This window comes from Scandinavium sp. NPDC088450 (assembly GCF_044900545.1).
Classification (GTDB): domain Bacteria; phylum Pseudomonadota; class Gammaproteobacteria; order Enterobacterales; family Enterobacteriaceae; genus Scandinavium.
In genome coordinates this window covers 25,464-51,570 of record NZ_JBJDNI010000017.1, presented here as the reverse complement: position 1 = coordinate 51,570, position 26,107 = coordinate 25,464, and the positions used below count along the sequence as shown (strand labels likewise).

Genomic DNA, 26,107 nt, shown 5'->3' with positions numbered 1-26,107 from the left:
TACGATCCCCTTCGCAAAATTTCGCAACGCATCGCAAGCCGATAAAACACTCTGGAAGCGCCCTTCTGCTTTCAATCAAAACCCTTCGTCATGCTGTTTCTCTGCTGCCAAAGTGCTCCCGCTAACCAAGGAGCCAGTGATGAACAGAGAACAAGGATTTACCCTGATTGAGCTGATGGTGGTCATCGGCATCATTGCCATTCTGAGCGCTATCGGCATTCCGGCTTACCAGAACTACCTGCGCAAAGCGGCCCTTACGGACATGCTGCAAACCTTTATGCCATACCGAACGGCCATTGAGCTCTGTGCCCTGGATCATGGCGGCATAACGTCCTGCGACGGCGGCACAAATGGCATTCCCGCGCCCGCAACCAGCCGATATGTCTCCGGAATGGACGTGGCGCAAGGCACGGTAACCCTGACAGGGCAGGAAAGCCTCAACGGGTTAAGCGTGACGTTAAAACCAAACTGGGACACGGCCAATGGCATTACCGGATGGCAACGCACCTGCACGCTTGCCAGCGACAGTGCATTAAAGCAGGCCTGTGAAGACGTCTTCAGGTTTGACGGTAACTGAGGGCGAAAAGATGAAGCATGAACAGATATCGACTCTCTGCCAGCGTTATCACGCCGTTGTCCTCCGCAGCAGTGAGCAAGTGCTCAATATCGCCATCGTGGGCGATCCGCCAACTGAACTCATGGATTCATTGCGCTTTTCGACACAAAAGCGGATTGATATTGAGTGTTGGGATCAGCCCCAAATGGACCAGTATCTGCACATCTCGCAGGAAACGCATTTACCCGCTGCTCGCGATGATAACGGCAACGTGGTGGAGTTGCTGAACCAGACCTTCCAGCAGGCGCTGCAACAACGGGCATCGGATATCCATTTCGAACCTGACGGAGAACACCTGCGAGTGCGTTTACGGGTGGACGGCGTCCTTCATGCGCTGCCAAATTTTTCACCGACGCTCAGTGCACCGCTTATTGCCAGACTCAAAGTTCTGGGCAGCCTGGATATTGCCGAACGCCGCTTACCGCAGGACGGGCAATTTAGCGTGGATATCGGCGGAAATAACGTCTCATTTCGTATCGCTACGCTTCCCTGCCGGGGTGGCGAAAAAGTCGTCCTTCGCCTTTTGCATCAGGTGAAACAGGCGCTGGATGTCAAAGCATTGGGCATGAGTGCTGCACAGCTTGCGGCATTTCAGCTTTCTCTTAAACAACCCCAAGGCTTAATTCTGGTCACCGGGCCGACCGGCAGCGGAAAAACGGTGACGCTTTACAGCGCATTGCAATTACGTAATCACCCGGAGATCAACATTTGTAGCGTGGAGGACCCGGTAGAAATCCCGCTTCAGGGGATTAATCAGACACAGATTAACAGCCGGGCTGGCCTGACGTTTCAGAATGTCCTTCGTGCGCTGCTGCGCCAGGACCCTGACATCGTGATGGTTGGTGAGATTCGAGATGCTGAAACGGCGGAGATTGCAATAAAAGCGGCGCAAACCGGGCACCTGGTGCTCTCGACGCTGCATACCAATTCGACGACTGAAACACTGATTCGACTCCAGCAAATGGGCGTAGCACGCTGGATGATTTCCTCCGCCCTTCAGGTGGTCATTGCTCAACGCCTGGTACGCCGCCTTTGTCCGCATTGCCGCAAACAGGAAGGCTATTCATCGATTTTGCCAACTGCTCTCTGTCGCACACCGCTGCCGCACTGGAATGCCCCTGGCTGTAATCGCTGTTACCACGGCTATCACGGACGGCTGGCGTTGTTCGAAGTGTTGCTTATCACACCGCCGCTGAAACAGGCGATTATCAGCGGAGCAAGCCCGGAGGAAATCGAAAAGATCGCTCGTGATACGGGAATGATGACGCTGTTCGAGCATGGCTATGAGAGTGTCCGACAAGGCCAGACGAGTGTGGAAGAGTTGCTAAGAGTCATAGGCTTGCCGCATGCCGGGTAAGCAGTTGTGGCAATGGCGAGGGGTGACACCGCTGGGCGTCACAACACAGGGCTGTGTGTGGGCGGACACGAAAATGACGGCCCTGCAGCAAGTTCAGCAAGAGGGGGTTTATCCCCTGACGTTAAAACGCAGCGCGGTAAAAAAGTCTCACTGGCAGGCGCAATACTGCAGCGAATTCGTGCAGCAACTCGCCACACTGCTGCAAGCCGGGCTGACACTTTCAGAAGGGTTATCTCTACTGGCAGAGCAACATCCCAGCCCACAATGGCAGGCATTGCTGCAAGATCTGGCTCGTAGTCTGGCTCAGGGGGAATCTCTCTCCGTAGCGTTACAGCGATGGCCCGAGGCCTTTGCCCCGCTATATCCGGCAATGATCCATGCGGGAGAGATGACCGGAAAACTGGATTACTGCTGTTTTCATCTGGCGCGCCAGCAGCAGAGGCAACACGCGTTGAGCCAAAAAGTGAAAAAAGCCCTGCGCTACCCGCTGATTATTTTGCTGTTGGCCGTGGTGGTCGTTATCGGGATGAGCGGTTTTGTTCTGCCGGAATTTGCCGCCATTTACCGAACCTTCAACACGCCTTTGCCCTTGTTGACTGAGATGGTGATGGCAATGTCCTCAGCTGTACAACGAGGCTTACCGCTTATTGTTGCGATGGCCTTCTTGCCTCTTTTACTGCGTCCATTGCTTAAACGCAGCCCTCGCTGGCAAATGCTTCGCCCTCGTCTACTGCTGAAACTGCCGGTATTTTCCGGCCTGATTCGTGGGCAAATGCTGAGCCAGATCTACACGGTTTTGGCGCTCACACAGAATGCGGGCATTCCTTTTTTACAGGGGCTGGCAAGTGTAGAGAAAACCCTTAGCTGCCCCTGGTGGCGCAATGTCATTCGCCAGACCAGTGATTCTGTGGCACAAGGTAGCGCCATCTGGCAAGCCATGGCGAAAAGCCCCATTTTTACGCCGCTATGCAAACAGCTGGTGAGAACCGGTGAAGTGTCGGGGTCGTTGGATAAGATGCTGGAAAATCTGGCGAACTATCACAGCCAGCAAACCAATCAGCAGGCAGAGAATCTGGCAACGTTGTTAGAGCCAGTGATGCTACTGGTGACAGGCATCATTATCGGCACGCTGGTCGTGGCGATGTATCTGCCTATTTTTCATTTGGGGGATGCAATCGGCGGGGCGGGATAACGGCTGGCGCAAAAACTGCACCAGCCATTGTTCACATTACAGGCTGTTGAACACGCGGTTCTCTTGTTCCTGTACGCGAATAAAGGTCGTACGTTTGGTCAGCTCTTTCAGGCGAGATGCACCAACATAAGTACAGGCAGAACGCAGACCGCCGAGGATATCGCGAGCGGTGTTTTCCACCGGACCACGCAGCGTCAGCTTCACGGTTTTGCCTTCCGCAGCACGATACTGTGCAACGCCACCAACGTGACGGTTCATCGCGGACTCAGAGCTCATGCCGTAGAACAGCATGAATTTTTCGCCGTTCTCTTCTACCACGGTACCGCCGCTCTCTTCGTGGCCCGCCAGCATACCGCCGAGCATCACGAAATCTGCGCCACCACCGAAGGCTTTCGCCACATCACCCGGCATGGTGCAACCGCCATCGCTGACGATTTGGCCGCCAAGACCGTGCGCCGCATCGGCACATTCGATCACCGCAGAAAGCTGTGGATAGCCCACGCCGGTTTTCACGCGAGTGGTGCAGACGGAGCCCGGACCGATACCGACTTTAACGATATCCGCACCAGCCAGAATCAGTTCTTCGCACATTTCACCGGTTACCACGTTACCGGCACAGATAGTCTTATCGGCCCAGGCTTCACGTGCTTTTGTGACAAATTGAACGAAATGTTCTGAGTAGCCGTTTGCCACATCAATGCAGATAAAATTGAGGGCTGGATTCAGATTCAGGATCTGCTTAGTTTTCTCGAAATCCGCATCAGAGGTACCGGTAGACACCATCACATGCTTGAGTACATCGGCAGAAACGCTCTGAGCAAATGCACTCCACTCTTCAACGGAGTAATGCTTGTGGACAGCGGTCAGGATGCCGAAGGCTGCAAGCGCTTTGGCCATGGCAAAGGTGCCCACGGTGTCCATATTGGCGGCGATGATCGGTACGCCAGACCAGGTCTTTCCTGAGTGCTTGAAGGTGTATTCGCGTTCCAGTTCAACGTCGGAACGGCTTTTGAGGGTAGAGCGTTTAGGGCGGATGAGAACGTCTTTAAAACCTAACTTCAAATCTTCTTCAATACGCATGTGCGGATTCCTGGGGTTCGAGGCAAAAAGGGACTAAGCACAACTCCAGTGACGTTATCATACGCACTAATGAACCCTGCGCAAGACTGCGATTTTCACTTTTTTTACGCTACAATCGTACAAATTTACCTGGTGAACAGCGGCGTTAACATGTCTCATCAGCGTGGCGAAAAGCGTCAGAAATAACCCATTGATATGCAGTCATTATTCTTCACAGGAAGCAGTAACATGAGGTATACAGTCGCGTTAACAGGAGGCATTGGCAGCGGGAAAACCACCGTCGCAAACGCTTTTGCCGACCTGGGTGTTAACGTTATTGATGCCGATGTGATTGCCCGACAAGTGGTCGAACCTGGCACTCCCGCATTACAGGCTATTGTTGATCGCTTTGGTTCCGGGATGCGCCTTACCGACGGCAGCCTGAATCGGCGTCTGTTGCGGGAGCGTATTTTCGCTAACGACACGGAAAAATCCTGGTTGAACGCCCTGCTTCACCCGTTGATTCAACAAGAAACGCAGCGCCAAATGCAGCAAGCGACATCGCCTTACGTGCTGTGGGTCGTTCCGCTGTTGGTGGAGAATAAGCTCTGGGAAAAAGCAGACCGAGTGCTGGTGGTTGATGTATCTCCTCAAACACAGCTCCAGCGTACCATGCAAAGAGACTCCGTCTCTGAAGAGCATGCAAAACAGATCCTTGCCGCTCAGGCAACGCGCGAAGCGCGTCTTGCCGTAGCGGACGACGTCATTGATAACAACGGCGCACCAGATGCACTCGCATTGGATGTTGCCCGCCTGCACGCCAGCTATCTGAAACTGGCACGGCAGGCCGATTCACAGGAAAAATTGTAATGCACACCCACGTCCTTTTTGAACATCCCCTGAACGAGAAAATGCGCACCTGGCTGCGAATTGAATTTCTCGTGCAGCAACTGAACTGCAATTTGCCGGTCAGAGATCATGCCAGCGCATTGCATTTTTTTCGCAACGTCGGGGATTTGCTGGATGTGTTCGAACGTGGAGAGGTTCGCACTGAGCTGCTTAAAGAGCTTGAGCGTCAGCAACGCAAACTGAAGCAATGGGATGAAGTGCCGGGCGTTGATATCGATCGTATTGAAGCGCTGCGGTTGCAGTTGAAACAAAGCAGTTCCATTCTGATGTCCGCCCCACGTATAGGTCAGCTTCTGCGAGAAGACCGGCTTATCGCTCTGGTGCGCCAGCGTCTGAGCATTCCCGGTGGCTGCTGTAGCTTCGACCTTCCCACACTGCATACCTGGCTGCACTCATCGCAATCACAGCGTGATGCACAGGTCACTTACTGGCTGGAAAGCCTTGAGCCGCTGAATCAAGCGCTTAACCTGATCCTCGATTTAGTGCGTAACTCCTCACCTTTCCGCAAGCAAACCAGCCTGAACGGCTTCTTCCAGGACAACGGCGAAGATGCTGATTTGCTGCGCCTGCAACTGGCACTGGACGATCAACTCTATCCGCAAATTTCAGGTCATAAGAGCCGTTTTGCGATTCGTTTTATGCCGCTGGACAGTGAAAATGGCCTTGTGCCAGAACGTCTGGATTTCGAACTGGCCTGCTGCTAAGGAATAATGATGAGCGATGTCACCACCGTCAACTGCCCAACCTGTGGCAAAACCGTTGTCTGGGGCGAAGAAAGTCCCTTTCGCCCCTTCTGCTGTAAACGCTGTCAGCTGATCGATTTAGGCGAATGGGCCGCCGAAGAGAAGCGGATCCCAAGCTCTGGCGATCTGTCAGAAAGTGATGACTGGAGCGAAGAGCAGCCTTAAGCCTCTGCGAGAAGCTTCGCGATAACCGGCTCGTTGGCAGGAGGAAACTCTTCTGCCAACAGATCTTTCTGCGCGACCCAGCGCCCTGGCTGCCCTTCTTTCCCCCACGGTTCGCCCTGCCAGCTATCAACCAGCCAGAACCACAGCGTGATGTGTCTGTCGGGGAACTGGTATTCAAGTTTGTCGAACAGCATCGCGGATTCTGGCAACACACCGACTTCTTCAAACAGTTCACGTGCCAGTGCGATTTCTGGCGACTCACCCTCTTCAATTTTCCCGCCGGGGAATTCCCACATATTAGCCATATGCGCATCAGGGGCGCGCTGAGTAATAAAGATTTCGCCGGCTGCGTTGCGAAGAATACCGGTAGAGATTTGCAGGATTTTCATTGTCTTCACTCCATAAAAAAGGCGCTGTTATCAGCGCCCTTTGTGTTTTATTGCCAGCAGTTATCAGGCAATACGGCCGTGGCACTGCTTGTATTTTTTACCGGAACCGCAAGGGCACGGATCGTTACGACCCACTTTGCGCTCGCCAGTTTCAGCGGCCAGCGATTGTGCTGCAGCGGTGTCGTCATCAGCATGACTGAGTTGCTGCATCTGTGCCAGACGCTCAGCTTCCTGACGACGCTGCTCTTCCATCGCTTCCACTTCTTCCGGCATGCGGACCTGAACTTTGCACAGGGTGCTGATCACTTCATACTTCAGTGATTCCAGCATCGCCGCAAACATCGCGAACGACTCACGTTTGTACTCCTGCTTCGGATCTTTCTGCGCATAGCCACGCAGGTGAATACCCTGACGCAGGTAGTCCATTGCCGCCAGGTGCTCTTTCCACAGGGAATCCAGGGTCTGCAGCATCACGCCTTTTTCGAAGTGACGCATCATTTCGACGCCAACCACTTCTTCTTTACGCTGATACACTTCTACGCCGCTTTGCAGAATACGCTCACGCAGCGTTTCTTCATGCAGCTCCGGCTCTTTGTCCAGCCACTCTTTGATTGGCAGGTCGAGATCGAAATCGTTTTTCAGACGTTCCTGCAGGCCTTCGACATCCCACATTTCTTCCAGAGACTGTGGCGGAATGTGCGCATCGATGGTTGCTTTGAACACGTCTTCACGAATGCTATTGATGGTTTCGCTCACATCAGACACGTCCAGCAGTTCGTTACGCTGGGTGTAGATAGCACGACGCTGGTCATTAGCAACATCATCGTATTCCAGCAGTTGCTTACGAATATCGAAGTTGCGGCTTTCCACTTTACGCTGCGCGTTGGCAATCGCTTTGGTCACCCATGGGTGCTCGATAGCTTCGCCTGGCTTCATCCCCAGTTTACGCATCATGCCGGACACACGGTCAGAGGCAAAGATACGCATCAGGGCATCTTCCATCGACAGGTAGAAGCGGGAAGAACCGGCATCACCCTGACGACCAGAACGGCCACGCAGCTGGTTATCGATACGACGAGATTCGTGACGCTCGGTACCGACAATATGCAGACCGCCTGCCGCCAGAACTGCGTCGTGGCGAACCTGCCAGTCTGCTTTGATTTTTGCGATTTGTTCTTCTGTTGGCTCTTCAAGCTGAGCCACTTCAGCCTGCCAGCTACCACCCAGCATAATATCCGTACCACGACCCGCCATATTGGTGGCGATGGTTACGGTGGACGGATAACCCGCCTGAGCAACGATATCCGCTTCGCTGGCGTGGAATTTGGCGTTCAGCACGTTGTGCTTGATGCCCGCTTTGGTCAGCTCGTGGGAAACAACTTCAGATTTCTCGATAGAGATGGTACCCACCAGCACGGGCTGGCCCTTAGCGGTACGCTCTTTGATATCTTCGATGATGGCCTGAATTTTTTCCGCTTCGGTCATGTAGACCAGATCCGGCATGTCCTTACGGATCATCGGACGGTTCGTTGGCACAACCACAGTGTCCAGCTTATAGATGGAGCTGAATTCAAACGCTTCAGTATCTGCGGTACCGGTCATCCCGGCCAGTTTTTCATACAGACGGAAGTAGTTCTGGAAGGTGATGGAGGCCAGAGTCTGGTTTTCGTTCTGGATGTCCACGCCTTCTTTGGCTTCAACTGCCTGGTGCAGGCCATCAGACCAGCGACGACCTTGCATGGTACGACCGGTGTGCTCATCGACGATAATGACTTCGCCGTCTTTAACGATGTAGTCGACGTCACGAGTAAACAGCACATGGGCGCGCAGCGCAGCGGTTACGTGGTGCATCAGCATGATGTTCGCTGGCGAGTACAGTGATTCGCCCTCTACCATGATGCCTTCACTCACCAGCAGCTCTTCGACCAAAACCAGACCACGTTCGGTGATATTCACCTGACGGGCTTTTTCGTCCACGGAGAAGTGACCTTCGCCCTGGAAAGTATCGGAGTCTTCTTTTTCCTGACGGATCAGGTTTGGAATGATTTTGTTGACCTGCTTGTACATCTCGGAGCTGTCTTCAGCCGGGCCGGAGATGATCAGCGGGGTACGGGCTTCATCGATGAGGATGGAGTCCACTTCATCGACCAGTGCGTAGTGAAGTTTACGCTGAACGCGTTCTTCAGGGCTGAACGCCATGTTGTCGCGCAGGTAGTCAAAGCCATATTCGTTGTTGGTGCCGTAGGTGATGTCCGCTCCGTAAGCTTCGCGCTTCGCTGGAGCAGGCATACCCGACATGTTTACCGCAACACTCATGCCAAGGAATTCGAACAGCGGACGGTTGTTTTCGGCATCACGCTGGGCCAGATAGTCGTTGACGGTAACCACGTGAACGCCTTTACCAGACAGGGCGTTAACATAAGCAGGCAGTGTTGCCGTCAGGGTTTTACCTTCACCGGTACGCATTTCCGCGATGCAACGGTCATTCAGCACCATGCCGCCGAGCAGCTGTACGTCGAAGTGACGCATACCGAAGACACGCTTACTCGCTTCACGGACCACGGCGAACGCTTCCGGGATCAGGCTTTCAACGGTATCGCCTTTTTCCAGACGAGCACGAAACTCCTGAGTTTTGGCTTTCAGTTGGTCATCGGAGAGTTTTTCCATCTCCGGTTCCATGGCATTGATCTGGGTGACAGCTTTACGCATACGACGCAGCGTACGGTCGTTACGGCTACCGAAAACTTTCGTTAATAATTTGATAAGCATAATTAAAATCTCAATCGCCCCGCTCAGCGGAGTCTTAGCATTAAGTAATAGGTTGTTTTTATTCAGCTAAGAGAGTGAGGCCCGGCGCGAATGCCGTGCACCTGGCTGACCCAGGTATTGATAGAAAAAGCAGTGTGAGGTTCAGGTTCTGTGCGGTAAGCCACCGAGCGGACAATCGCAGGCGGCTGGCTTTCGCGCATCAGCAGTGCATTCAGGGTATCCAGCAGTGCCAGATGATGCACTTCCAGGGGTTCGCTGGTTTCAGCCACTGGCAGAGCCTGTGGCGCCATGGCGAAGGAGAGATGACGAATAACCGTGCGGATAGCATGTTGATGCCAGTAATCGACACTAAACGCCGGACGGCGATTCCCTTCCAGCATCGCCAGATGGGTGAAATTAACTTTCGTTGTCGCGGTCTGGCTGCTGGCGGTTTTGGTCGGCGGAACAGTTTCTGTTCCACTGGCAATCGCAGGCAAGCCGAATCCTGCCGCGACCATCCCCAACAGGAGATGCGGCCAGAAATATCGTCTGCCAAACTGTCGCCAGCGCGTCAGTATTCCGCTCACTACCTTGCCACCTTGCGTTATTACTCGTCAGTCAAAATTTTTAAGCGCTGAGATAGTACCACTAATGGCGTGCTACAGCAGCAGGAATGACGGTGTTCTGTTGATAAAAATGGTCACGAAAGCAGCGATCGCGCGGCTTAGCACGAGATGAGAGACGAAGAAGACCGTAAGGATGTTATTTAGAAAGGGATAAAAGAAAAACGACTGGCTCCCTGGACGGAGAGAGTACCAGGTTACCAGTCGAATTTACAGAATGGTCAGGCTTACGCCAGAACCATTGACGGTGCTTTGAATGCCAGTGGCAGTTCCGCTTCGTCTTCGAAGGTCACGAATTCCCAGGCTTCTTGTTTCGCCAGGACTGCCTGAAGCAGTTTATTATTCAGTGCGTGACCTGATTTGAACGCGGTGAATGCACCGATGATATTGTGACCACACATAAACAGGTCACCGATAGCATCCAGCATTTTGTGGCGAACAAATTCGTCTTCAAAGCGCAGACCGTCTTCGTTCAGTACGCGATAATCGTCAACAACGATGGCACAATCGAAGCTGCCGCCCAGGCACAGGCCACGGGACTGCAGATATTCGATATCACGCATGAAACCAAAAGTACGTGCACGACTAATCTGACGCATGAACGCATCCGCAGAGAAGTTCATGGCATAACGCTGGTTGCTGCCATCAATCGCCGGATGGTTAAAGTCGATGGTGAAATCCAACGAGAAACCATTGTACGGCTTGAATTCAGCCCATTTGTCGCCATCTTCAACGCGAACCGTTTCTTTAATGCGCACAAATTTCTTCGCGCAGTTCAGTTCATCGATCCCTGCATCGAGCAGCAGATAGACAAACGGTGCAGCACTGCCATCCATGATCGGGATTTCTGGCGCATCGACTTCAATAACAATGTTATCGATACCCAGGCCCGCCAGCGCGGCATTCAAGTGCTCAACCGTTGAAATCCGCACGTCATGCTCGTTGACAAGGCAAGTACAGAGCATGGTATCACGCACAGATTTGGCATCTGCCGGAAAATCAACCGGTGGATTCAAGTCGGTGCGACGATAGATGACCCCGGTATTTGCCGGCGCAGGGCGCAACGTCAGTGTGACTTTCTTGCCGGTGTGTAAACCGACGCCAGTCGCCTGAACGATACGTTTAAGTGTCCTTTGTTTGATCATCGTATAATCTCGCCAAATTACCTATCCAACCGAAGTGTACTATACATTCGGCAGGCCAGTTTAGCACAAAGAGCGCAGATACCCAACTTCCAGCTAATTCTTAGTCAGCTTGCTTACGCAGGAAGGCTGGAATATCCAGATAATCCGGTTCTTTGGTGGTTTGCGGCGTATTGTCGTTCACCACTTTTGCGACCGGCTTCTGCTCTTGCGTCAACGGTGCCATACCGTGCTGCTGATAGCGATCCATCACGGGTTGCTGCTGTTGCTTGTTGGTCACCAGGGTAATTTCTGGACGTTTGTCCATACCGATACCGGTGGCAACAACGGTCACACGCAGTTCGTCGTTCATGTCCGGGTCCAGTGAAGTACCGATAACCACGGTCGCGTTATCCGAAGCAAATGCACGGATAGTGTTACCCACGGTTTCGAACTCATCCAGACGCAGATCGAAGCCTGCAGTGATGTTAACCAGAACACCACGCGCGCCAGACAGATCGATATCTTCCAGCAGTGGAGAAGAGATAGCCATTTCAGCCGCTTCTTCCGCACGGTCTTCACCGCTCGCCAGGCCAGAGCCCATCATCGCGTAGCCCATTTCGGACATCACGGTGCGCACGTCGGCAAAGTCGACGTTCATCAGACCAGGACGAGTAATCAGCTCTGCGATACCCTGTACTGCGCCTTTCAGAACATCGTTCGCAGCACCGAATGCGTCAAGCAGAGAAATCCCACGACCCAGCACTTTCAGCAGCTTGTCGTTCGGGATAGTGATCAGAGAGTCCACATGCTTGGACAGCTCAGCGATACCCTGCTCCGCGAAAGCCATACGCTTCTTGCCTTCAAAGTTGAAAGGCTTGGTCACGACAGCAACGGTCAGGATACCCAAATCTTTTGCGACTTCAGCGACTACAGGAGCCGCACCGGTGCCCGTACCACCGCCCATACCGGCAGCGATGAACACCATGTCTGCGCCTTCAAGGGCAGCACGCAGTGCTTCACGGTCTTCGTCTGCCGCGTTGCGACCGACTTCCGGGTTTGCACCAGCACCCAGGCCTTTGGTAATACCATTACCAATCTGGATGGTCTGGCCAACGGCCGTTTTACGCAACGCCTGGGCGTCGGTGTTAACAGCGAAGAATTCAACACCCTCAATGCGCTCGCGCACCATGTGTTCGACGGCGTTGCCACCGCCACCACCGACGCCGATGACTTTAATCACCGCGTCGTTGGTCAGTTCCATAGGTTCAAACATAGTTTCTCTCTCCGTTGTGCCTGTCGCCTGAGAACGCTAATTTTCTGCGCTCTCTTAAAAAATTAAAACTCTTTTCGCAGCCAGGTATTAATTCGCTTAATCCATGAACTCACTGCGACACGTTTTTCCACTTCCGCTTCACCACTCAGGTGTGACTCTTTCCCGTAGTGCAGCAGGCCCACCGCCGTTGAATAATACGGCTCTTGGGCATAATCCGTCAGTCCGGTGATGTTCAGCGGTGCGCCAATGCGAACCTGCGTATGGAACACACGCTGCGCACAGGCCGCCAGGCCTTCAATTTGCGCCGCGCCACCGGTCAGAACAATCCCCGCCGCCAGATGGTGTTTGACACCCTGTTGGCGCAGCTGTTCCTGCAGTTGCAAAATCTCTTCGTTCACCAGATTGAGCAGCTCGGTGTAACGCGGCTCAATCACCTCTGCCAGCGTCTGACGCTGCAGACTGCGCGGTGGACGACCGCCTACGCTTGGCACTTCGACACTTTCGTCTTTTCCGACGATGGAGCCCAATGCACAACCATGGCGTACTTTAATCGCTTCGGCGTCGCTTGGCGGTGTGCCGAAGGCGTAAGCGATATCGCTGGTCACCACGTTCCCGGCATACGGGATAACTTTGGTGTGACGCAGCGCGCCGCCCGTATAAACGGCGATATCCATGGTACCACCGCCAACGTCAACCACACAGACGCCCAGCTCACGTTCGTCTTCCGTCAGGACCGAATAACTCGATGCCAGTCCGGCAAAGATAAGTTGGTCAACTTTCAGACCACAACGTTCCACGGCTTTCACAATGTTTTTCGCCATATCGTTGTGACAGGTGATCAAGTGCACTTTTGCCTGCATACGCACACCGGAAAGGCCAACCGGATTTTTGATCCCTTCCTGATAGTCAATGGCGTATTCCTGCGGGATCACGTGCAGAACACGATGTTCGTCACGCACACGTACGGACTTCGCCGTATGCACTACGTTCTCAACATCTTCCTGCGTCACCTCTTCTTCAGAGATAGGCACCATACCAATTTCATTCTGACAGCTAATATGTTTGCCTGAAAGCGCCAGATACACTGACGAGATTTGGCAATCCGCCATCAACTCAGCCTGATCAATGGCACGCTGTACGCATTTCACCACGGATTCAAGGTCGTTCACGCCACCTTTGTCCATACCCCGGGATGGGCAACTGCCCACACCAATGATATTCACCATTCCGTCGGGCAGAACTTCCCCTACCAAAGCGGCTACCTTCGCGGTACCAATTTCCAGTCCTACTACTAGTTTTCTGTCCGTCGCTTTGATCATTGTTGCTCTGCCTGTGCCTGATTTTGTTGTTGATGTGTATCCTCTACAGGAGCAGGCTGCCAACCCACTGCCGCGCCTGAGTCATAACGCAAATCAACGTAGCTAATCCGTTTGCCATCGGTCTGCGCCTGCTGCTGTAGAACAGGATAGAGTTCTAAAAAGCGCTCAAGCCGTTTCATCGTATCGCCGCGTCCCAGGTCCAGTTTGATGTCGTTACTCAACGTCAACTGCCAGGAACGGCGTGCGGTCATCGCCGCCACTTTCAACGTAAATTTCCCTTTCGCCAGCCTCTGCCCCATATCGCGGTAGCCTTGCAGCACTTCGTTCTCGCTGCCTTCCGGGCCGTACAACATGGGCAGATTCTGTTTACTGGTGCGATCGGCCGGCACGCTAAAGGCATTGCCGTCGCTGTCGACCATATGCTGATCATTCCAACGTGCAATCGGCACATATTCAACCAGATGAATCTTCAATTCGTCCGGCCACTGCTTACGAACGCTTGCCTGCTTGATCCACGGCAGACGTTCAATCTGACTTTGGATGATATTGACGTCCTGAGTCATGAAGGTGCCCGGAGGCCCCAACGCCAGAATCGCCTGACGAATATCATCATTTCGCGTGTAGTGACGTTCCCCGGTCACCACCAGCTTTGACAGCGGCAAGCGCTGCGCATCTTCCATCCAGCCCAGCACCATCCAGCCGCTCATCAACACGGTACATAATACCGCGAGCAGGAACACAATCCCTGCAAGACGCGTTCCATTATTTCTGCGTGAAGAAGCGATTTCCTCTTCTTCTCGGTTCCGTGTATTCAGTGCTGCCTGCGACATATCAACCCGCCAGGTCCAAAATGCGTACCACTAACTGCGAGAAGCTCATGCCGGCCTGACGCGCCGCCATCGGCACCAGGCTGTGGCTGGTCATGCCTGGAGAGGTGTTCGCCTCCAGCAGATACAACTGGCCATCGCTATCCTGCATCACATCAATACGCCCCCAGCCTGCACAACCCAGGACTTTCCAGGCTTTTAGCACCAGGGACTGCATTTCTTGCTCACGCGCGGGATCTTCACAACCTGGGCAGAAATACTGCGTCTCGTCAGAGAGATACTTCGCCTCATAATCATAGAAGACTCCAGCCGGTTGGATGCGAACTGAAGGTAAAATTTCTTCACCGAGTACGGCGACAGTAAATTCCGGCCCGCTTAACCATTTTTCAATCAATACTTCTTCATCGTGCTGAAAAGCCAGCGTTAAGGCGTCGTTAAGTGCACCCTTTTCGTCCACTTTCGACATGCCCACGCTTGAACCTTCACGGCTCGGCTTCACAATCAACGGTAATCCCAGGGCGGAAATGCGCTGCTGCTGGTCTTGCGAGAGGCCCTGAGCAAACTCATTACGGGTCAACGCCACCCATGGAGCCACCGGTAAACCCGCGCCCTGCCACAGCAATTTGCTGCGCAGTTTGTCCATAGAAATCGCAGAAGCCATCACGCCGCTACCGGTATAAGGCAGGCCAATCAGCTCCAGTAACCCCTGAAGCGTGCCATCTTCGCCACCACGTCCGTGCAGCGCAATAAACGCTTTCTTAAAACCCTGATTTTTGAGTTGCGTGATATCCGCATCGCGAGGATCAACGCCGTGCGCGTCGATGCCTGCTTCACGCAAGCCCGCCAGCACAGCCGCGCCAGAATTCAGAGAAACCTCTCGCTCTGCGGAAGTGCCGCCGAGGAGGACAGCGATTCTATCAGCCATGACGCTCTTCCTCCTGAGTTTGCGGCTTGAGTTTGATTTCAGCTAAGTTACGCGCAATTTTGCCGATATTTCCCGCACCCTGAATCAGAATCAGGTCGTTGCCGGTCAGCACGGGTGCCAGCATTTCTGCGACCTTAGCCGGATCAGAGACCAGGATTGGGTCCACCTTGCCACGGCCACGAATGGTGCGGCACAGGGAGCGGCTATCCGCGCCAGGAATCGGGGCTTCACCCGCCGGATAGACTTCCAGCATCAGCAGCGCATCAACGTCCGTCAGCACGTTGGCAAAATCGTCGTACAGGTCACGCGTACGGGTATAACGGTGCGGCTGGAAGACCATCACCAGATTTCTGTCCGGCCAGCCCGCGCGTGCCGCTTTGATAGTGGCATCGACTTCCGTTGGGTGATGACCGTAGTCGTCAACCAGCATGGCGCTACCGCTTTTGCCGTTCACTTCCGCTAACGGATATTCGCCGAGGAAATCGAAACGACGACCGGTGCCCTGGAAGCTTTCCAGTGCGCGCAAAATAGCGTCATCGTCAATGCCCTCTTCCGTGGCAACAGCGACTGCGGCGGCAGAATTCAGGGCGTTGTGACGACCCGGTGCATTGAGCGTCACTTTCAACGGCGCATGATCCTGACGAATCAGCGTGAAGTGCCCCTGAGCGCCAATTTGTTTGTACTCTTCAACACGCACATCGGCATCGTCGCTGAAACCATAAGTGGTAATCTGACGGCCTACGCGTGGCAGCAATTCGCGGATGACAGGGTCATCAACGCACATCACCGCACGACCATAAAACGGCAAATTGTGCAGGAAATTAATAAACGTCTGCTTTAAATTTTCGAAGTCGCCCTGATAGGTGTCCATGTGGTCGGCTTCGATATTGGTGACAATCGCCACCATCGGTTGCAAATGCAGGAATGAGGCATCGCTTTCGTCCGCTTCCGCAATCAGATAGCGGCTGTGGCCGAGGCGTGCGTGTACACCGGCAGCTTTCACCAGACCGCCGTTAACGAACGTTGGATCAAGGCCCGCTTCGGCATAAATACTTGAGACCATCGCCGTCGTCGTGGTTTTACCGTGCGTACCGGCAATGGCGATGCCATGACGGAAGCGCATCAGTTCTGCCAGCATCTCTGCACGGCGGATCACCGGAATACGCGCTTCATGCGCCGCGACAATTTCCGGGTTATCCGCAGAAATGGCGCTGGACACCACCACCACACTCGCATCGAGTACGTTTTCCGGGCGATGATTGAAATAAATGGTGGCACCCAACGCGGTCAGCTGCTGAGTCACCGGGTTCGGCGCCAGATCCGACCCACTGATTTGATACCCTTCATTCGCCAACACTTCGGCAATACCGCCCATGCCAGCACCGCCGATGCCGACAAAGTGGATGTGCCGGACGCGACGCATCTCGGGCACAATAGAACGCAGTTTCGCCAGTTGTTGTGTATTCATTCTCTAAACGCCATCGACTACTTCAAAATTCGTGCAACGCAAAAGGCGCTGCGATGATTAAGCCTGAGCTGCCAGGCTTACTGCTTTTGCTACCCGCTCGGTAGCATCCGGGATGGCGGCGGCTCGTGCACGCTCGGCCATGTCCAGCAATGTCTTTCTGTCCCAGTCAGCCAACGTGTTGGCGACGGCTTCCGCGGTGAACTGCGGCTGCTCAAAAATTTTGGCGGCACCGGCTTTTTCCAGCGGCAGTGCATTCCAGTACTGCTGCCTGTCTTTATGCTGGAACGGAACGAAAATCGCGGGCAAACCTGCCGCTGCAATTTCGCTGACCGTCAGCGCGCCGGAGCGACAGACCACCACATCAGCCCAGGCATAGGCTGCGGCCATGTCATCAATAAACTCTGTCACTTTGTGCTGAGGTTGCCCCGCATCAGCATAAGCTTGCTCAACCGCTTGCTGTGCACCCTTGCCGCTTTGATGCCAGATAGAAATCTGATCATCGAGCTTCGCGGCAACCTGCGGCATTGTCTGGTTTAAGACACGCGCACCCTGCGAGCCGCCAACCACCAGCACACGAATTTCACCTTCGCGCCCGATCAGTCGCTGATCCGGCAATGGCAGCGCCAGTACATCAACGCGAACGGGGTTCCCAACAACTTCTGCGTCAGGAAATGCGCCCGGGAAGGCCTGCATCACCGTTTTGGCAATCTTCGATAGCCATTTGTTGGTCAGACCGGCAATGCCATTCTGCTCGTGCAGTACCACCGGAATCCCTAAGGACCACGCCGCCAGACCGCCTGGGCCTGAAACATATCCGCCCATACCCAGCACCACATCCGGCTGAAAACGCTTCATGATGGCGCGGGCCTGTCGCCAGGCGTTGAAGATACGTATCGGCGCGAAAAGCATAGCCTTGAGGCCTTTTCCACGCAGACCCGAAATCTGAATAAAATCAATCTCGATGCCGTGCTTCGGCACTAAGTCCGCTTCCATACGATCAGCGGTACCGAGCCAGCGAACCTGCCAGCCCCTCTCCATCAGATGGTGCGCCACAGCCAGCCCCGGGAACACGTGTCCCCCGGTACCGCCTGCCATCACCATCAACCGCTTAGCCTGACCACTCATCGAACACCCCGTGTAAACGCCTGGGCTTTTTCCAGACGAGTTTCATAATCAATTCGCAACAGCAACATGATTGCTGTCGACATAATCAGCAGACTGGAACCACCGTAACTGATAAGCGGCAGCGTCAGACCCTTGGTTGGCAGCATTCCTGCCGCAGCCCCGACGTTAACTAACGCCTGGAAGCTGAACCAGACACCGATCGAACAAGCCAGAAAACCTGAGAAGCGCTGGTCAATCTCCAGCGCTTTACGGCCAATGGACATGGCGCGGAAAGCGACGAAGAATACCATTAAAAGGGCCAGTACCACACCGATATAGCCTAATTCCTCACCGATAATGGCGAAGATGAAGTCGGTATGCGCTTCCGGCAAATACTCCAGTTTTTGTACCGAGTTGCCGAGGCCCTGCCCCCACATTTCACCGCGACCAAAGGCCATCAATGATTGGGTTAACTGGTAGCCACTGCCGAACGGATCTTCCCACGGGTTCCAGAATGAGGTAACGCGGCGAATACGGTACGGTTCTGCAAGGATCAGCAGGACCACCGCGGAAATCCCCATGCCGATAATCGCGATGAACTGCCACAGTTTTGCCCCCGCCAGGAACAGCATGGCCAGCGTGGTCACGAACAACACCACCACGGTACCGAGGTCTGGCTGAGCCAGCAGCAGGATAGCCAGTACGAAAATCACGCCCATCGGTTTTAAGAAGCCGCGAAGGTTATTTCGAACCTCGTCGCCCTTACGCACCAGATAGTTAGCGATGTAACAGAACAGCGACAGCTTGGTCAGTTCCGCAGGCTGAATACGCAGGGGGCCCAGAGCAATCCAGCGTGATGCCCCGTTAACCGAGCTCCCGACGACCAATACGATCAGCAGCATGCCAATAGACGTGATCAGCATCGCGGTGCTGTGACGCTGCCAGAAATCCATCGGCAAACGCAACGTGATCAGCCCTAAACAAAACGCCAGAATGATGTACAGGCCATCACGCTTGGCAAACAAAAACGGATCGTTCGCCAGACGTTGCCCGACAGGCATGGACGCCGACGTCACCATAATAAAGCCAATCGCCGCCAGGCCGAGTGTCAGCCACAGTAGCGTACGATCGTACATCACCAGGCTGTCGGTATCTTTCTGCCGAGAGCCCATCACCCAGCCTTTCAATGCCGCAAACAACCAGACCAGGACTCCCGATCCCGGTAAGCGCGGCAATCTCAGGCGAGGGAGAGATAAACGCATTAGCCTAACTCCTTCGCCAGGCGGGTAAACACATCCCCGCGCTGCTCAAAATTCTTAAATTGATCAAGGCTGGCACAGGCTGGCGACAGCAAAACCATATCGCCGGCTTTCAGCTGCGGCGCAATCGCACGCATCGCCTGTTCCATTGTTTCGGTGCGGGTTGCCACTTCAGGGCGCAGGGCAGCCAGTGCATCGCCATCCCGGCCGAAACACCACAGGCGCACGTTGTCGCCTTTGAGATACGTTTGCAGCGGAGAAAAATCTGCTGCTTTGCCATCACCGCCCAACAGAAGATGCAGCGTACCATCGACATGCAGGCCATTCAGCGCGGCCTCAGTACTGCCGACGTTGGTCGCTTTAGAGTCGTTGATCCAGCGCACTCCGTTATGTTCCAGCGCTAACTGGAAGCGATGCGCCAGGCCAGTAAAGGTGGTCAGCGCTTTCAGGCTGCTGGCACGTGGTAAGCCCGCCGCATCGGCCAGAGCCAGTGCCGCCAATGCGTTGCTGTAGTTGTGCTGTCCGGTGAGTTTCATCTCGCGTACGTTCAGCACCTTCTCGCCTTTCACGCGCAGCCAGGTTTCGCCCTGCTGACGATTGAGGTGATAGTCGCCCATGTTGACGCCAAAACTCACGCAGCGCTCATCGGCACCGCGGACCGGCATCGTCAGCGCATCATCGGCATTGACCACACAGGTTTTTGCATCCTCATAAACGCGTAGTTTGGCTGCACGATACTGCTGCAGGCCAAACGGATAGCGATCCATGTGATCTTCAGTCACGTTGAGGATCGTGGCCGCCACAGCCTGTAAACTGGAGGTTGTTTCCAGCTGGAAACTTGAGAGTTCAAGCACATACAGTTCACGGGAAACATCCAGCAGCATTAGCGCTGGCAAGCCGATATTCCCGCCCACGCCAACATTGACGCCTGCGGCTTTTGCCATTTCGCCCACCAGCGTAGTGACCGTGCTTTTGCCGTTAGAACCGGTTATAGCGATGATCGGCGCCTGAGCTTCACGGCAGAACAGCTCGATGTCGCCAACAATCTCGACACCCGCATCCGCCGCAGCGCTCAAGGAAGGATGCGCTAAGGCAATACCAGGGCTGGCAACAATTAAATCTGCCGCCAGCAACCAGTCATCATTCAGACCACCAACATGACGCTCCACTTCTTCAGGCAGCTTATCGAGACCCGGAGGAGTGGCTCGGGTATCCATGACCCGCGGCGTTACGCCCTGCGCCAGGAAGAAATCCACGCAGGAAAGCCCGGTCATTCCCAGACCGATGATGACGACGTTTTTATCCTGGTAATCTGCCATCATTAACGCACCTTCAGCGTGGCCAGGCCAATCAGGACCAGCATCAGTGAAATAATCCAGAAGCGCACGATAACGCGCGGTTCCGGCCAACCTTTCAGTTCATAGTGGTGATGAATCGGTGCCATTCGGAAGATGCGCTGACCGCGCAGTTTGAAGGAACCCACCTGCAAAATAACCGACAGCGTTTCGACCACGAACACGCCGCCCATGATGACCAGCAAGAACTCCTGACGCAGCAGTACCGCGATGATGCCCAGTGCGCCGCCCAGTGCCAGCGACCCGACATCGCCCATGAAGACCTGAGCCGGATAGGTGTTGAACCACAAGAAACCTAAACCTGCCCCCACTATCGCGGTGCAGACGATAACCAGTTCCCCCGCGTGGCGCAGATAAGGAATGTGCAGGTAGTTCGCAAAGTTCATGTTACCGGTCGCCCATGCCACCAGCGCGAAACCTGCAGAAACGAACACGGTTGGCATAATCGCCAGGCCGTCCAGGCCATCGGTGAGGTTAACCGCGTTGCCGGTGCCCACAATCACGAAGTAAGCCAGCAGGATGTAGAAGATACCGAGTTGCGGCATGACATCTTTAAAGAACGGCACAACCAGCTCGGTGGCTGGCGTATCTTTCCCGACCATGTAAAGCGCAAAGGCCACGCCCAGCGCAATCACCGACATCCAGAAATACTTCCAGCGGGCAATCAGGCCTTTGGTGTCTTTGCGCACAACTTTACGGTAGTCGTCGACAAAACCAATGATGCCGTAACCGACCAGAACGACCAGCACGCACCAGACGTACGGGTTAGACGGATAAGCCCACAGCAGTACTGAAACGACAATCGCGGTCAGGATCATGATCCCGCCCATGGTTGGCGTTCCACGTTTGCTGAAGTGCGACTCAGGGCCGTCGTTACGAACGACCTGACCGAAAGAGAGTTTTTGCAGACGGGCGATCATGCGCGGGCCCATCCACAAAGAGATGAACAGCGCAGTCAGCAGGCTGACGATGGCGCGAAACGTCAGATAGGAAAAGACGTTAAAGCCAGAATAATATTTGACCAAATGTTCGGCCAGCCAAACTAACATGTCCCATTCTCCTGTAAAGCGCGAACCACCTCTTCCATGGCAGCGCTACGTGAACCCTTCACCAAAATAGTGATAATTTGATGTTCTTCGATCAGCGACTTAAGGCGTGCAATGGCTGCGGGTTTGTCCGCGAAATGCTCGCCGACACCGCTTGCATCGCTAATCGCTTTGCTTTGTTTGCCTACGCTCAGCACGCAATCAATCCCTGCCGCTTTTGCCGCTTCGCCCACCTGTTGGTGGCAGGCTTCACTTTCAGCCCCCAGCTCAGCCATATCGCCCACGACAAAGACGCGGTAACCCGGCATTTCGGACAAGACCTGCGCCGCCGCCGTCATTGAGCCGACGTTGGCGTTGTAGGAGTCATCCAGTAAGAGCTGATTTTCAGCAAGCTGGATCGGGAACAAACGCCCCGGCACCGCTTGCAGTGAGGCTAACCCAGCTTTTACGGCTGGCAGATTTGCGCCAACAGCCATGGTCAAAGCCGTGGCCGCTAAAGCATTCGCGATATTGTGACGACCCGGTAACGGGAGCAAAACGTCAATGTTGCCCACTGGCGTTTGCAGCGTGAATTCAGTGCCATGGCTTGTAACGTGCACGTTGTTGGCGGTGAAATCACTGTTCGCCGCATTCGGTGAGAAGCGCCAGACTTTACGGTCACCTATCACACTCTGCCAGTTCAGCCAGTCGTTATTGTCGGCATTGAGGATGGCGATGCCGTTTAGCGGCAAGCCGGTGAAGATTTCACCTTTCGCTTTCGCCACCCCCGCCAGAGAGCCAAAACCTTCTAAATGTGCCGCCGCGAGGTTATTCACCAGCGCCGCTTCCGGGCGAGTCAGGCCAACTGTCCAGGCGATTTCACCCTGGTGGTTAGCGCCCAGCTCAATCACCGCGTACTCATGTTCTTTGGTCAGTCGCAGCAGCGTCATCGGCACGCCGATATCGTTGTTCAGGTTGCCTGCGGTGTAGAGCGTATTCCCGCACTGGCTCAGAATCGATGCCGCCATCTCTTTCACAGAGGTCTTGCCGGAAGAGCCGGTTAACGCAATCACGCGCGTCGGTACTTGTTGGCGAACCCATGCCGCCAGCTCACCAAACGCCAGACGGGTATCTTTCACCACCACCTGCGGCAAATCGCAATCGACTTTGCGGCTCACCAGCAGCGCACCTGCGCCAGCCGCTTTTGCCTGGTCGGCAAAATCATGCGCATCAAAACGCTCGCCTTTCAGTGCCACAAACAGGCAGCCAGCGGTAATTTTGCGAGTATCTGTGGTCACCGCATCAATCGTTGCGTCCTGACCGTGCAGCTCGCCGTTGAGGATTTCGGCTATCTGATTCAGCGTTACGCTAATCATGCGATCACCCCCAGCAGACGGGCTGCGGTGACGCGGTCGGAGTAGTCGAGACGGTGGTTACCGACAATTTGATAATCTTCATGGCCTTTGCCAGCCAGCAGCACCACGTCATTCTCTTTGGCCTGCATGATGGCAGCGGTCACCGCTTCGGCGCGGCCTTCCATCACTTTGGCGTGGCCCGCGTCGAGCATGCCCGCCAGAATGTCGTTGATGATGGCGCGCGGTTCTTCAGTACGTGGGTTGTCGTCGGTAACGACAGCGATGTCCGCGAATTGCTCGGCGATGGCTCCCATCAGCGGGCGCTTGCCTTTGTCACGGTCGCCGCCGCAGCCAAACACGCACCAGAGTTTACCCGCACAGTGCAGACGTGCCGCTTCAAGTGCTTTTTCCAGCGCATCCGGCGTATGAGCGTAATCAACCACCACGGTAGGTTTGCCTGGCGCAGTAAACACTTCCATACGCCCGCAAACAGGCTGAAGGCGCGCTGCTGTTTTCAGCAGTTCGGCCAGTGGATAATCCAGGGCCAACAGTGTTGCCAGTGCCAGCAGAAGGTTGCTGACGTTAAACGCGCCCATCAGACGGCTTTCGATTTCGCCGTTGCCCCAACTGGAGTCAAACTGGATGGTCGCCCCGCTGTCGTGATAGCTCACTGCGGTGGCTTTCAGCCAGCGACCGTGGCAGTTCGGGTTGATGTGATCTTCCATCGATACCGCAACCGCATCTGGCAATTTTGCCAGCCAGCGGCGGCCTACTTCGTCGTCGGCATTAATGATTGCCTGACCAAAGTGGTGCGTGGAGTAGAGCATCCATTTTGCCGCTTCGTAGTGCTCCATATCGCCGTGATAGTCGAGATGGTCGCGGCTGAGGTTGGTAAAGACGGAGGCGACAAATTTCAGTGCAGCCACACGGTGCTGAACCAGTCCGTGGGAAGACACTTCCATTGCGGCAAAAGAAGCCCCCTGCTCTGCCAGACCTGACAGCACGTGCTGCACGTCAACAGCGGAACCGGTGGTATTTTCCGTTGGCACAACTTTGCCTAACAGGCCATTCCCCACCGTGCCCATTACCGCACTGGTTTCACCGAGCAGCTGCGCCCATTGCGCCAGCAACTGAGTGGTGGTCGTTTTGCCGTTGGTTCCGGTAACGCCCACCAGTTTGAGTTGTTCAGAAGGTTGATGGTAGAAACGCCCGGCCAGCGCGGACAAGCGTTCGTTCAACTGGCTGAGATAGATGACTGGCACACCGTGCATTTCACGGATTTCGCCATCAGCAGCTTCATCTTTTGCTTCAGCAATAATGGCAGCTACACCTTGCGCTATCGCCTGCGGGATATATCGACGCCCGTCCGCCTGATGACCTAAAACAGCCACGAAAAGATCGCCCGACGCCGCCACACGGCTGTCGAGTGTCATTTCTCGCAGTGCTCGCTCCGGTGCATTTGGCACCCACGGAGCCAGAAGGTCGCGCAAATTACGATCTGCCACCTGTTCCCTCGCCTTGATTAGTCACAAATTCACTTTTCTCGCCCGTAGACAGCGCATCAGGTTCGATGTTCATGGTGCGCAGAACGCCGCCCATGATGGCACCAAACACTGGCGCAGATACGGCACCGCCGTAGTACTTACCGGCCTGCGGATCGTTAATCACCACCACCAGCGCAAAACGCGGCTGACTGGCTGGCGCAACGCCCGCGGTATAAGCAATGTATTTGTTGATGTATTTACCGTCTGGCCCCACTTTTTTCGCGGTACCGGTCTTGATGGCGATGCGGTAGCCTTTGATCGCCGCTTTCACGCCGCCGCCGCCAGGCAGCGCCACGCTTTCCATCATATGAACGACGGTACGAACAATGGGTTCCGGGAAGATACGTTCGCCCGGAACGGGTGGGTCAACTTTGGTAATCGACAGCGGGCGATACACCCCGTAGCTGCCAATCGTTGCGTAGACTCGCGCTAACTGTAACGGCGTTACCATTAGCCCGTAGCCGAAAGAGAAGGTGGCCCTCTCTATGTCAGACCACCGTTGTTTTTGAGGATATAAGCCACTGCGTTCTCCGACCAACCCCAAATTGGTCGCTTTTCCCAATCCAAAACGTGAGTAAGTATCTACTAACGCTGAGGAGGGCATCGCTAACGCCAGTTTGGAAACCCCGACGTTACTCGACTTCTGTAGTACCCCGGTAAGGGTCAATTCGCTGTAACGCGCCACGTCTTTGATTTCGTGACCGTTAATTCGGTAAGGAATGGTGTTCAGCACCGTGTTTTCAGTGACGATGCCGCGCTGCAGCGCCGTCATGACCACCATCGGTTTGACGGTGGAACCCGGCTCGAAGACGTCAGTGATGGCGCGGTTACGCATCGCGTCTTTTGCCGTGCCGGTAAAGTTATTCGGGTTATAGGACGGGCTGTTGGCCATCGCCAGCACTTCACCGGTGCTGACATCCACCAGCACGGCGCTGCCTGATTCCGCTTTGTTAAACGCCACGGCGTTGTTCAGTTCGCGATAAACCAGCGCCTGCAAGCGTTCGTCAATGCTCAACGCCAGGTTGTGTGCCGCCTGGCTGTCAGTGGAAGAAATATCTTCAATGACACGACCGTAACGGTCTTTACGCACGATGCGCTCGCCTGGTTGTCCGGTCAGCCATTTATCAAAGCTTTTTTCGACGCCTTCAATCCCCTGGCTGTCGACGTTGGTAAAGCCAATGAGGTGAGCGGTCACTTCCCCTGAAGGGTAATAACGGCGAGATTCTTCGCGCAGATGAATCCCTGGCAGTTTGAGCTTTTTGATGTAGTCGGCCATATCAGGGTTAACCTGACGAGCCAGATAGATAAAGCGCATGCGCGGGTTGCTGTTGATGCGCGTTGCCAGCTGATCCAGTGGCATATTGAGTGCATCGGCCAACGCCTTCCAGCGGTTATCAATGCTCACGCCACCGGCATCATGCAGCTCTTTAGGATCGGCCCAAATCGCTTTCACTGGCACACTCACCGCCAGCGGACGACCCGAGCGGTCGGTTATCATGCCACGCGACGTTGAGACTTCCTGCACACGCAGAGAGCGCATGTCGCCCTGACGCACCAGCATGTCTGGGTTGATTATCTGTAACCAGGCCACACGGCCCAGCAGGAAAGCCATCGCCAGCAAAATGCACCCGCAAAGCAACGCAAAACGCCAACTGATAAAGTTGGCCTGTTCTTCCTGACGTTTTGGTTTAAGCGTCTTTGCCGCTGCTTTCATTGCGTTACATTAAT

General features: G+C 54.6%; 23 protein-coding genes. 6 read left to right on the top strand and 17 right to left on the bottom strand.

Annotated elements, in window-relative coordinates; all coding sequences use genetic code 11:
- The first annotated feature begins 139 nt into the window (after positions 1–139).
- From ppdD to hofC, 3 genes are read left to right on the top strand one after another with little or no spacing between them, the layout of a single operon-like run.
- A complete protein-coding gene (gene ppdD, locus ACI2I2_RS15615) occupies positions 140–577 on the top strand; it encodes a prepilin peptidase-dependent pilin (protein ID WP_404658713.1) in 438 nt (145 codons plus the stop codon).
- 10 nt (positions 578–587) lie between these two features.
- Positions 588–1,973 (top strand): type II secretion system protein GspE, encoded by a 1,386-nt coding sequence (gene gspE / locus ACI2I2_RS15610; protein WP_404658712.1) that lies wholly within the window; start codon positions 588–590, stop codon positions 1,971–1,973.
- Complete coding sequence (hofC, locus tag ACI2I2_RS15605) at positions 1,963–3,165, top strand: protein transport protein HofC (RefSeq protein WP_404658711.1); 1,203 nt, start codon at positions 1,963–1,965, stop codon at positions 3,163–3,165. Before gspE ends, hofC begins: the two co-directional genes overlap by 11 nt.
- A gap of 36 nt (positions 3,166–3,201) precedes the next feature.
- Here the strand turns inward: hofC and ACI2I2_RS15600 are convergent, their stop codons facing one another.
- Positions 3,202–4,245, bottom strand: coding sequence for a GMP reductase (locus ACI2I2_RS15600; RefSeq protein ID WP_404658710.1), 1,044 nt, complete (start codon positions 4,243–4,245; stop codon positions 3,202–3,204).
- 228 nt (positions 4,246–4,473) lie between these two features.
- Between ACI2I2_RS15600 and coaE the strand changes: the two genes are divergently transcribed.
- The 3 genes from coaE to yacG are packed head-to-tail and all read left to right on the top strand — an operon-like array spanning position 4,474 to position 6,041.
- On the top strand, positions 4,474–5,094 hold the full coding sequence (gene coaE, locus ACI2I2_RS15595; RefSeq protein WP_404658709.1) for a dephospho-CoA kinase: 621 nt from the start codon (positions 4,474–4,476) through the stop codon (positions 5,092–5,094).
- On the top strand, positions 5,094–5,837 hold the full coding sequence (gene zapD / locus ACI2I2_RS15590) for a cell division protein ZapD (RefSeq protein ID WP_404658708.1): 744 nt from the start codon (positions 5,094–5,096) through the stop codon (positions 5,835–5,837). Before coaE ends, zapD begins: the two co-directional genes overlap by 1 nt.
- 9 nt (positions 5,838–5,846) lie before the next feature.
- On the top strand, positions 5,847–6,041 hold the full coding sequence (yacG, locus tag ACI2I2_RS15585; protein ID WP_404658707.1) for a DNA gyrase inhibitor YacG: 195 nt from the start codon (positions 5,847–5,849) through the stop codon (positions 6,039–6,041).
- Here yacG and mutT read toward each other — a convergent pair.
- The 16 genes from mutT to ACI2I2_RS15505 form a co-directional block, all read right to left on the bottom strand.
- A complete protein-coding gene (gene mutT, locus ACI2I2_RS15580) occupies positions 6,038–6,430 on the bottom strand; it encodes an 8-oxo-dGTP diphosphatase MutT (RefSeq protein WP_330982344.1) in 393 nt (130 codons plus the stop codon). The two genes, yacG and mutT, sit on opposite strands and share 4 nt — an antisense overlap.
- A gap of 63 nt (positions 6,431–6,493) precedes the next feature.
- Positions 6,494–9,199: a preprotein translocase subunit SecA gene (gene secA / locus ACI2I2_RS15575; protein ID WP_404658706.1), complete on the bottom strand. Its 2,706-nt coding sequence runs from the start codon at positions 9,197–9,199 to the stop codon at positions 6,494–6,496.
- A gap of 62 nt (positions 9,200–9,261) precedes the next feature.
- Positions 9,262–9,765 (bottom strand): secA translation cis-regulator SecM, encoded by a 504-nt coding sequence (secM, locus tag ACI2I2_RS15570; protein WP_404658705.1) that lies wholly within the window; start codon positions 9,763–9,765, stop codon positions 9,262–9,264.
- A gap of 263 nt (positions 9,766–10,028) precedes the next feature.
- Positions 10,029–10,946: a UDP-3-O-acyl-N-acetylglucosamine deacetylase gene (lpxC, locus tag ACI2I2_RS15565; RefSeq protein ID WP_404658704.1), complete on the bottom strand. Its 918-nt coding sequence runs from the start codon at positions 10,944–10,946 to the stop codon at positions 10,029–10,031.
- Positions 10,947–11,046: 100 nt separating this feature from the next.
- Complete coding sequence (ftsZ, locus tag ACI2I2_RS15560; protein WP_404658703.1) at positions 11,047–12,198, bottom strand: cell division protein FtsZ; 1,152 nt, start codon at positions 12,196–12,198, stop codon at positions 11,047–11,049.
- Positions 12,199–12,260: 62 nt separating this feature from the next.
- Positions 12,261–13,517 (bottom strand): cell division protein FtsA, encoded by a 1,257-nt coding sequence (ftsA, locus tag ACI2I2_RS15555; protein WP_097162871.1) that lies wholly within the window; start codon positions 13,515–13,517, stop codon positions 12,261–12,263.
- Positions 13,514–14,347: a cell division protein FtsQ gene (gene ftsQ / locus ACI2I2_RS15550; protein WP_404658702.1), complete on the bottom strand. Its 834-nt coding sequence runs from the start codon at positions 14,345–14,347 to the stop codon at positions 13,514–13,516. Before ftsQ ends, ftsA begins: the two co-directional genes overlap by 4 nt.
- A gap of 1 nt (position 14,348) precedes the next feature.
- Positions 14,349–15,269, bottom strand: a complete 921-nt coding sequence (locus ACI2I2_RS15545; RefSeq protein WP_404658701.1) for a D-alanine--D-alanine ligase — start codon at positions 15,267–15,269, stop codon at positions 14,349–14,351.
- On the bottom strand, positions 15,262–16,737 hold the full coding sequence (murC, locus tag ACI2I2_RS15540; RefSeq protein ID WP_404658700.1) for a UDP-N-acetylmuramate--L-alanine ligase: 1,476 nt from the start codon (positions 16,735–16,737) through the stop codon (positions 15,262–15,264). The genes ACI2I2_RS15545 and murC overlap by 8 nt, the downstream gene beginning before the upstream one ends.
- Before the next feature lie 57 nt (positions 16,738–16,794).
- Positions 16,795–17,862 (bottom strand): undecaprenyldiphospho-muramoylpentapeptide beta-N-acetylglucosaminyltransferase, encoded by a 1,068-nt coding sequence (gene murG / locus ACI2I2_RS15535; protein ID WP_404658699.1) that lies wholly within the window; start codon positions 17,860–17,862, stop codon positions 16,795–16,797.
- Entirely contained in the window at positions 17,859–19,103 is a 1,245-nt protein-coding gene (gene ftsW / locus ACI2I2_RS15530; RefSeq protein WP_404658698.1) for a cell division protein FtsW, read from the bottom strand. The genes murG and ftsW overlap by 4 nt, the downstream gene beginning before the upstream one ends.
- Entirely contained in the window at positions 19,103–20,419 is a 1,317-nt protein-coding gene (gene murD / locus ACI2I2_RS15525; RefSeq protein ID WP_404658749.1) for a UDP-N-acetylmuramoyl-L-alanine--D-glutamate ligase, read from the bottom strand. Before murD ends, ftsW begins: the two co-directional genes overlap by 1 nt.
- Positions 20,420–20,421: 2 nt before the next feature.
- The gene (gene mraY, locus ACI2I2_RS15520; RefSeq protein WP_404658697.1) at positions 20,422–21,504 is read right to left on the bottom strand and encodes a phospho-N-acetylmuramoyl-pentapeptide-transferase; all 1,083 of its coding nucleotides are present in this window, start codon (positions 21,502–21,504) and stop codon (positions 20,422–20,424) included.
- Complete coding sequence (gene murF / locus ACI2I2_RS15515) at positions 21,498–22,856, bottom strand: UDP-N-acetylmuramoyl-tripeptide--D-alanyl-D-alanine ligase (RefSeq protein WP_404658696.1); 1,359 nt, start codon at positions 22,854–22,856, stop codon at positions 21,498–21,500. The genes mraY and murF overlap by 7 nt, the downstream gene beginning before the upstream one ends.
- Positions 22,853–24,340: a UDP-N-acetylmuramoyl-L-alanyl-D-glutamate--2,6-diaminopimelate ligase gene (murE, locus tag ACI2I2_RS15510; protein ID WP_404658695.1), complete on the bottom strand. Its 1,488-nt coding sequence runs from the start codon at positions 24,338–24,340 to the stop codon at positions 22,853–22,855. Before murE ends, murF begins: the two co-directional genes overlap by 4 nt.
- Positions 24,327–26,093 (bottom strand): peptidoglycan glycosyltransferase FtsI, encoded by a 1,767-nt coding sequence (locus tag ACI2I2_RS15505; protein WP_404658694.1) that lies wholly within the window; start codon positions 26,091–26,093, stop codon positions 24,327–24,329. Before ACI2I2_RS15505 ends, murE begins: the two co-directional genes overlap by 14 nt.
- Positions 26,094–26,107 lie beyond the last annotated feature (14 nt).

Excerpts from the sequence above, each read along its gene's own strand:
- murD (WP_404658749.1), bottom strand. The coding sequence starts at position 20,419 with ATGGCAGATTACCAGGATAAAAACGTCGTCATCATCGGTCTGGGAATG.
- murG (WP_404658699.1), bottom strand. The coding sequence starts at position 17,862 with ATGAGTGGTCAGGCTAAGCGGTTGATGGTGATGGCAGGCGGTACCGGG.
- ACI2I2_RS15505 (WP_404658694.1), bottom strand. The coding sequence starts at position 26,093 with ATGAAAGCAGCGGCAAAGACGCTTAAACCAAAACGTCAGGAAGAACAG.
- ppdD (WP_404658713.1), top strand. The coding sequence starts at position 140 with ATGAACAGAGAACAAGGATTTACCCTGATTGAGCTGATGGTGGTCATC.
- hofC (WP_404658711.1), top strand. The coding sequence starts at position 1,963 with ATGCCGGGTAAGCAGTTGTGGCAATGGCGAGGGGTGACACCGCTGGGC.
- murF (WP_404658696.1), bottom strand. The coding sequence starts at position 22,856 with ATGATTAGCGTAACGCTGAATCAGATAGCCGAAATCCTCAACGGCGAG.
- mutT (WP_330982344.1), bottom strand. The coding sequence starts at position 6,430 with ATGAAAATCCTGCAAATCTCTACCGGTATTCTTCGCAACGCAGCCGGC.
- mraY (WP_404658697.1), bottom strand. The coding sequence starts at position 21,504 with ATGTTAGTTTGGCTGGCCGAACATTTGGTCAAATATTATTCTGGCTTT.
- ftsW (WP_404658698.1), bottom strand. The coding sequence starts at position 19,103 with ATGCGTTTATCTCTCCCTCGCCTGAGATTGCCGCGCTTACCGGGATCG.
- ftsQ (WP_404658702.1), bottom strand. The coding sequence starts at position 14,347 with ATGTCGCAGGCAGCACTGAATACACGGAACCGAGAAGAAGAGGAAATC.
- ACI2I2_RS15545 (WP_404658701.1), bottom strand. The coding sequence starts at position 15,269 with ATGGCTGATAGAATCGCTGTCCTCCTCGGCGGCACTTCCGCAGAGCGA.
- zapD (WP_404658708.1), top strand. The coding sequence starts at position 5,094 with ATGCACACCCACGTCCTTTTTGAACATCCCCTGAACGAGAAAATGCGC.
- lpxC (WP_404658704.1), bottom strand. The coding sequence starts at position 10,946 with ATGATCAAACAAAGGACACTTAAACGTATCGTTCAGGCGACTGGCGTC.
- secA (WP_404658706.1), bottom strand. The coding sequence starts at position 9,199 with ATGCTTATCAAATTATTAACGAAAGTTTTCGGTAGCCGTAACGACCGT.
- gspE (WP_404658712.1), top strand. The coding sequence starts at position 588 with ATGAAGCATGAACAGATATCGACTCTCTGCCAGCGTTATCACGCCGTT.
- coaE (WP_404658709.1), top strand. The coding sequence starts at position 4,474 with ATGAGGTATACAGTCGCGTTAACAGGAGGCATTGGCAGCGGGAAAACC.
- murC (WP_404658700.1), bottom strand. The coding sequence starts at position 16,737 with ATGAATACACAACAACTGGCGAAACTGCGTTCTATTGTGCCCGAGATG.
- ACI2I2_RS15600 (WP_404658710.1), bottom strand. The coding sequence starts at position 4,245 with ATGCGTATTGAAGAAGATTTGAAGTTAGGTTTTAAAGACGTTCTCATC.
- yacG (WP_404658707.1), top strand. The coding sequence starts at position 5,847 with ATGAGCGATGTCACCACCGTCAACTGCCCAACCTGTGGCAAAACCGTT.
- ftsA (WP_097162871.1), bottom strand. The coding sequence starts at position 13,517 with ATGATCAAAGCGACGGACAGAAAACTAGTAGTAGGACTGGAAATTGGT.
- ftsZ (WP_404658703.1), bottom strand. The coding sequence starts at position 12,198 with ATGTTTGAACCTATGGAACTGACCAACGACGCGGTGATTAAAGTCATC.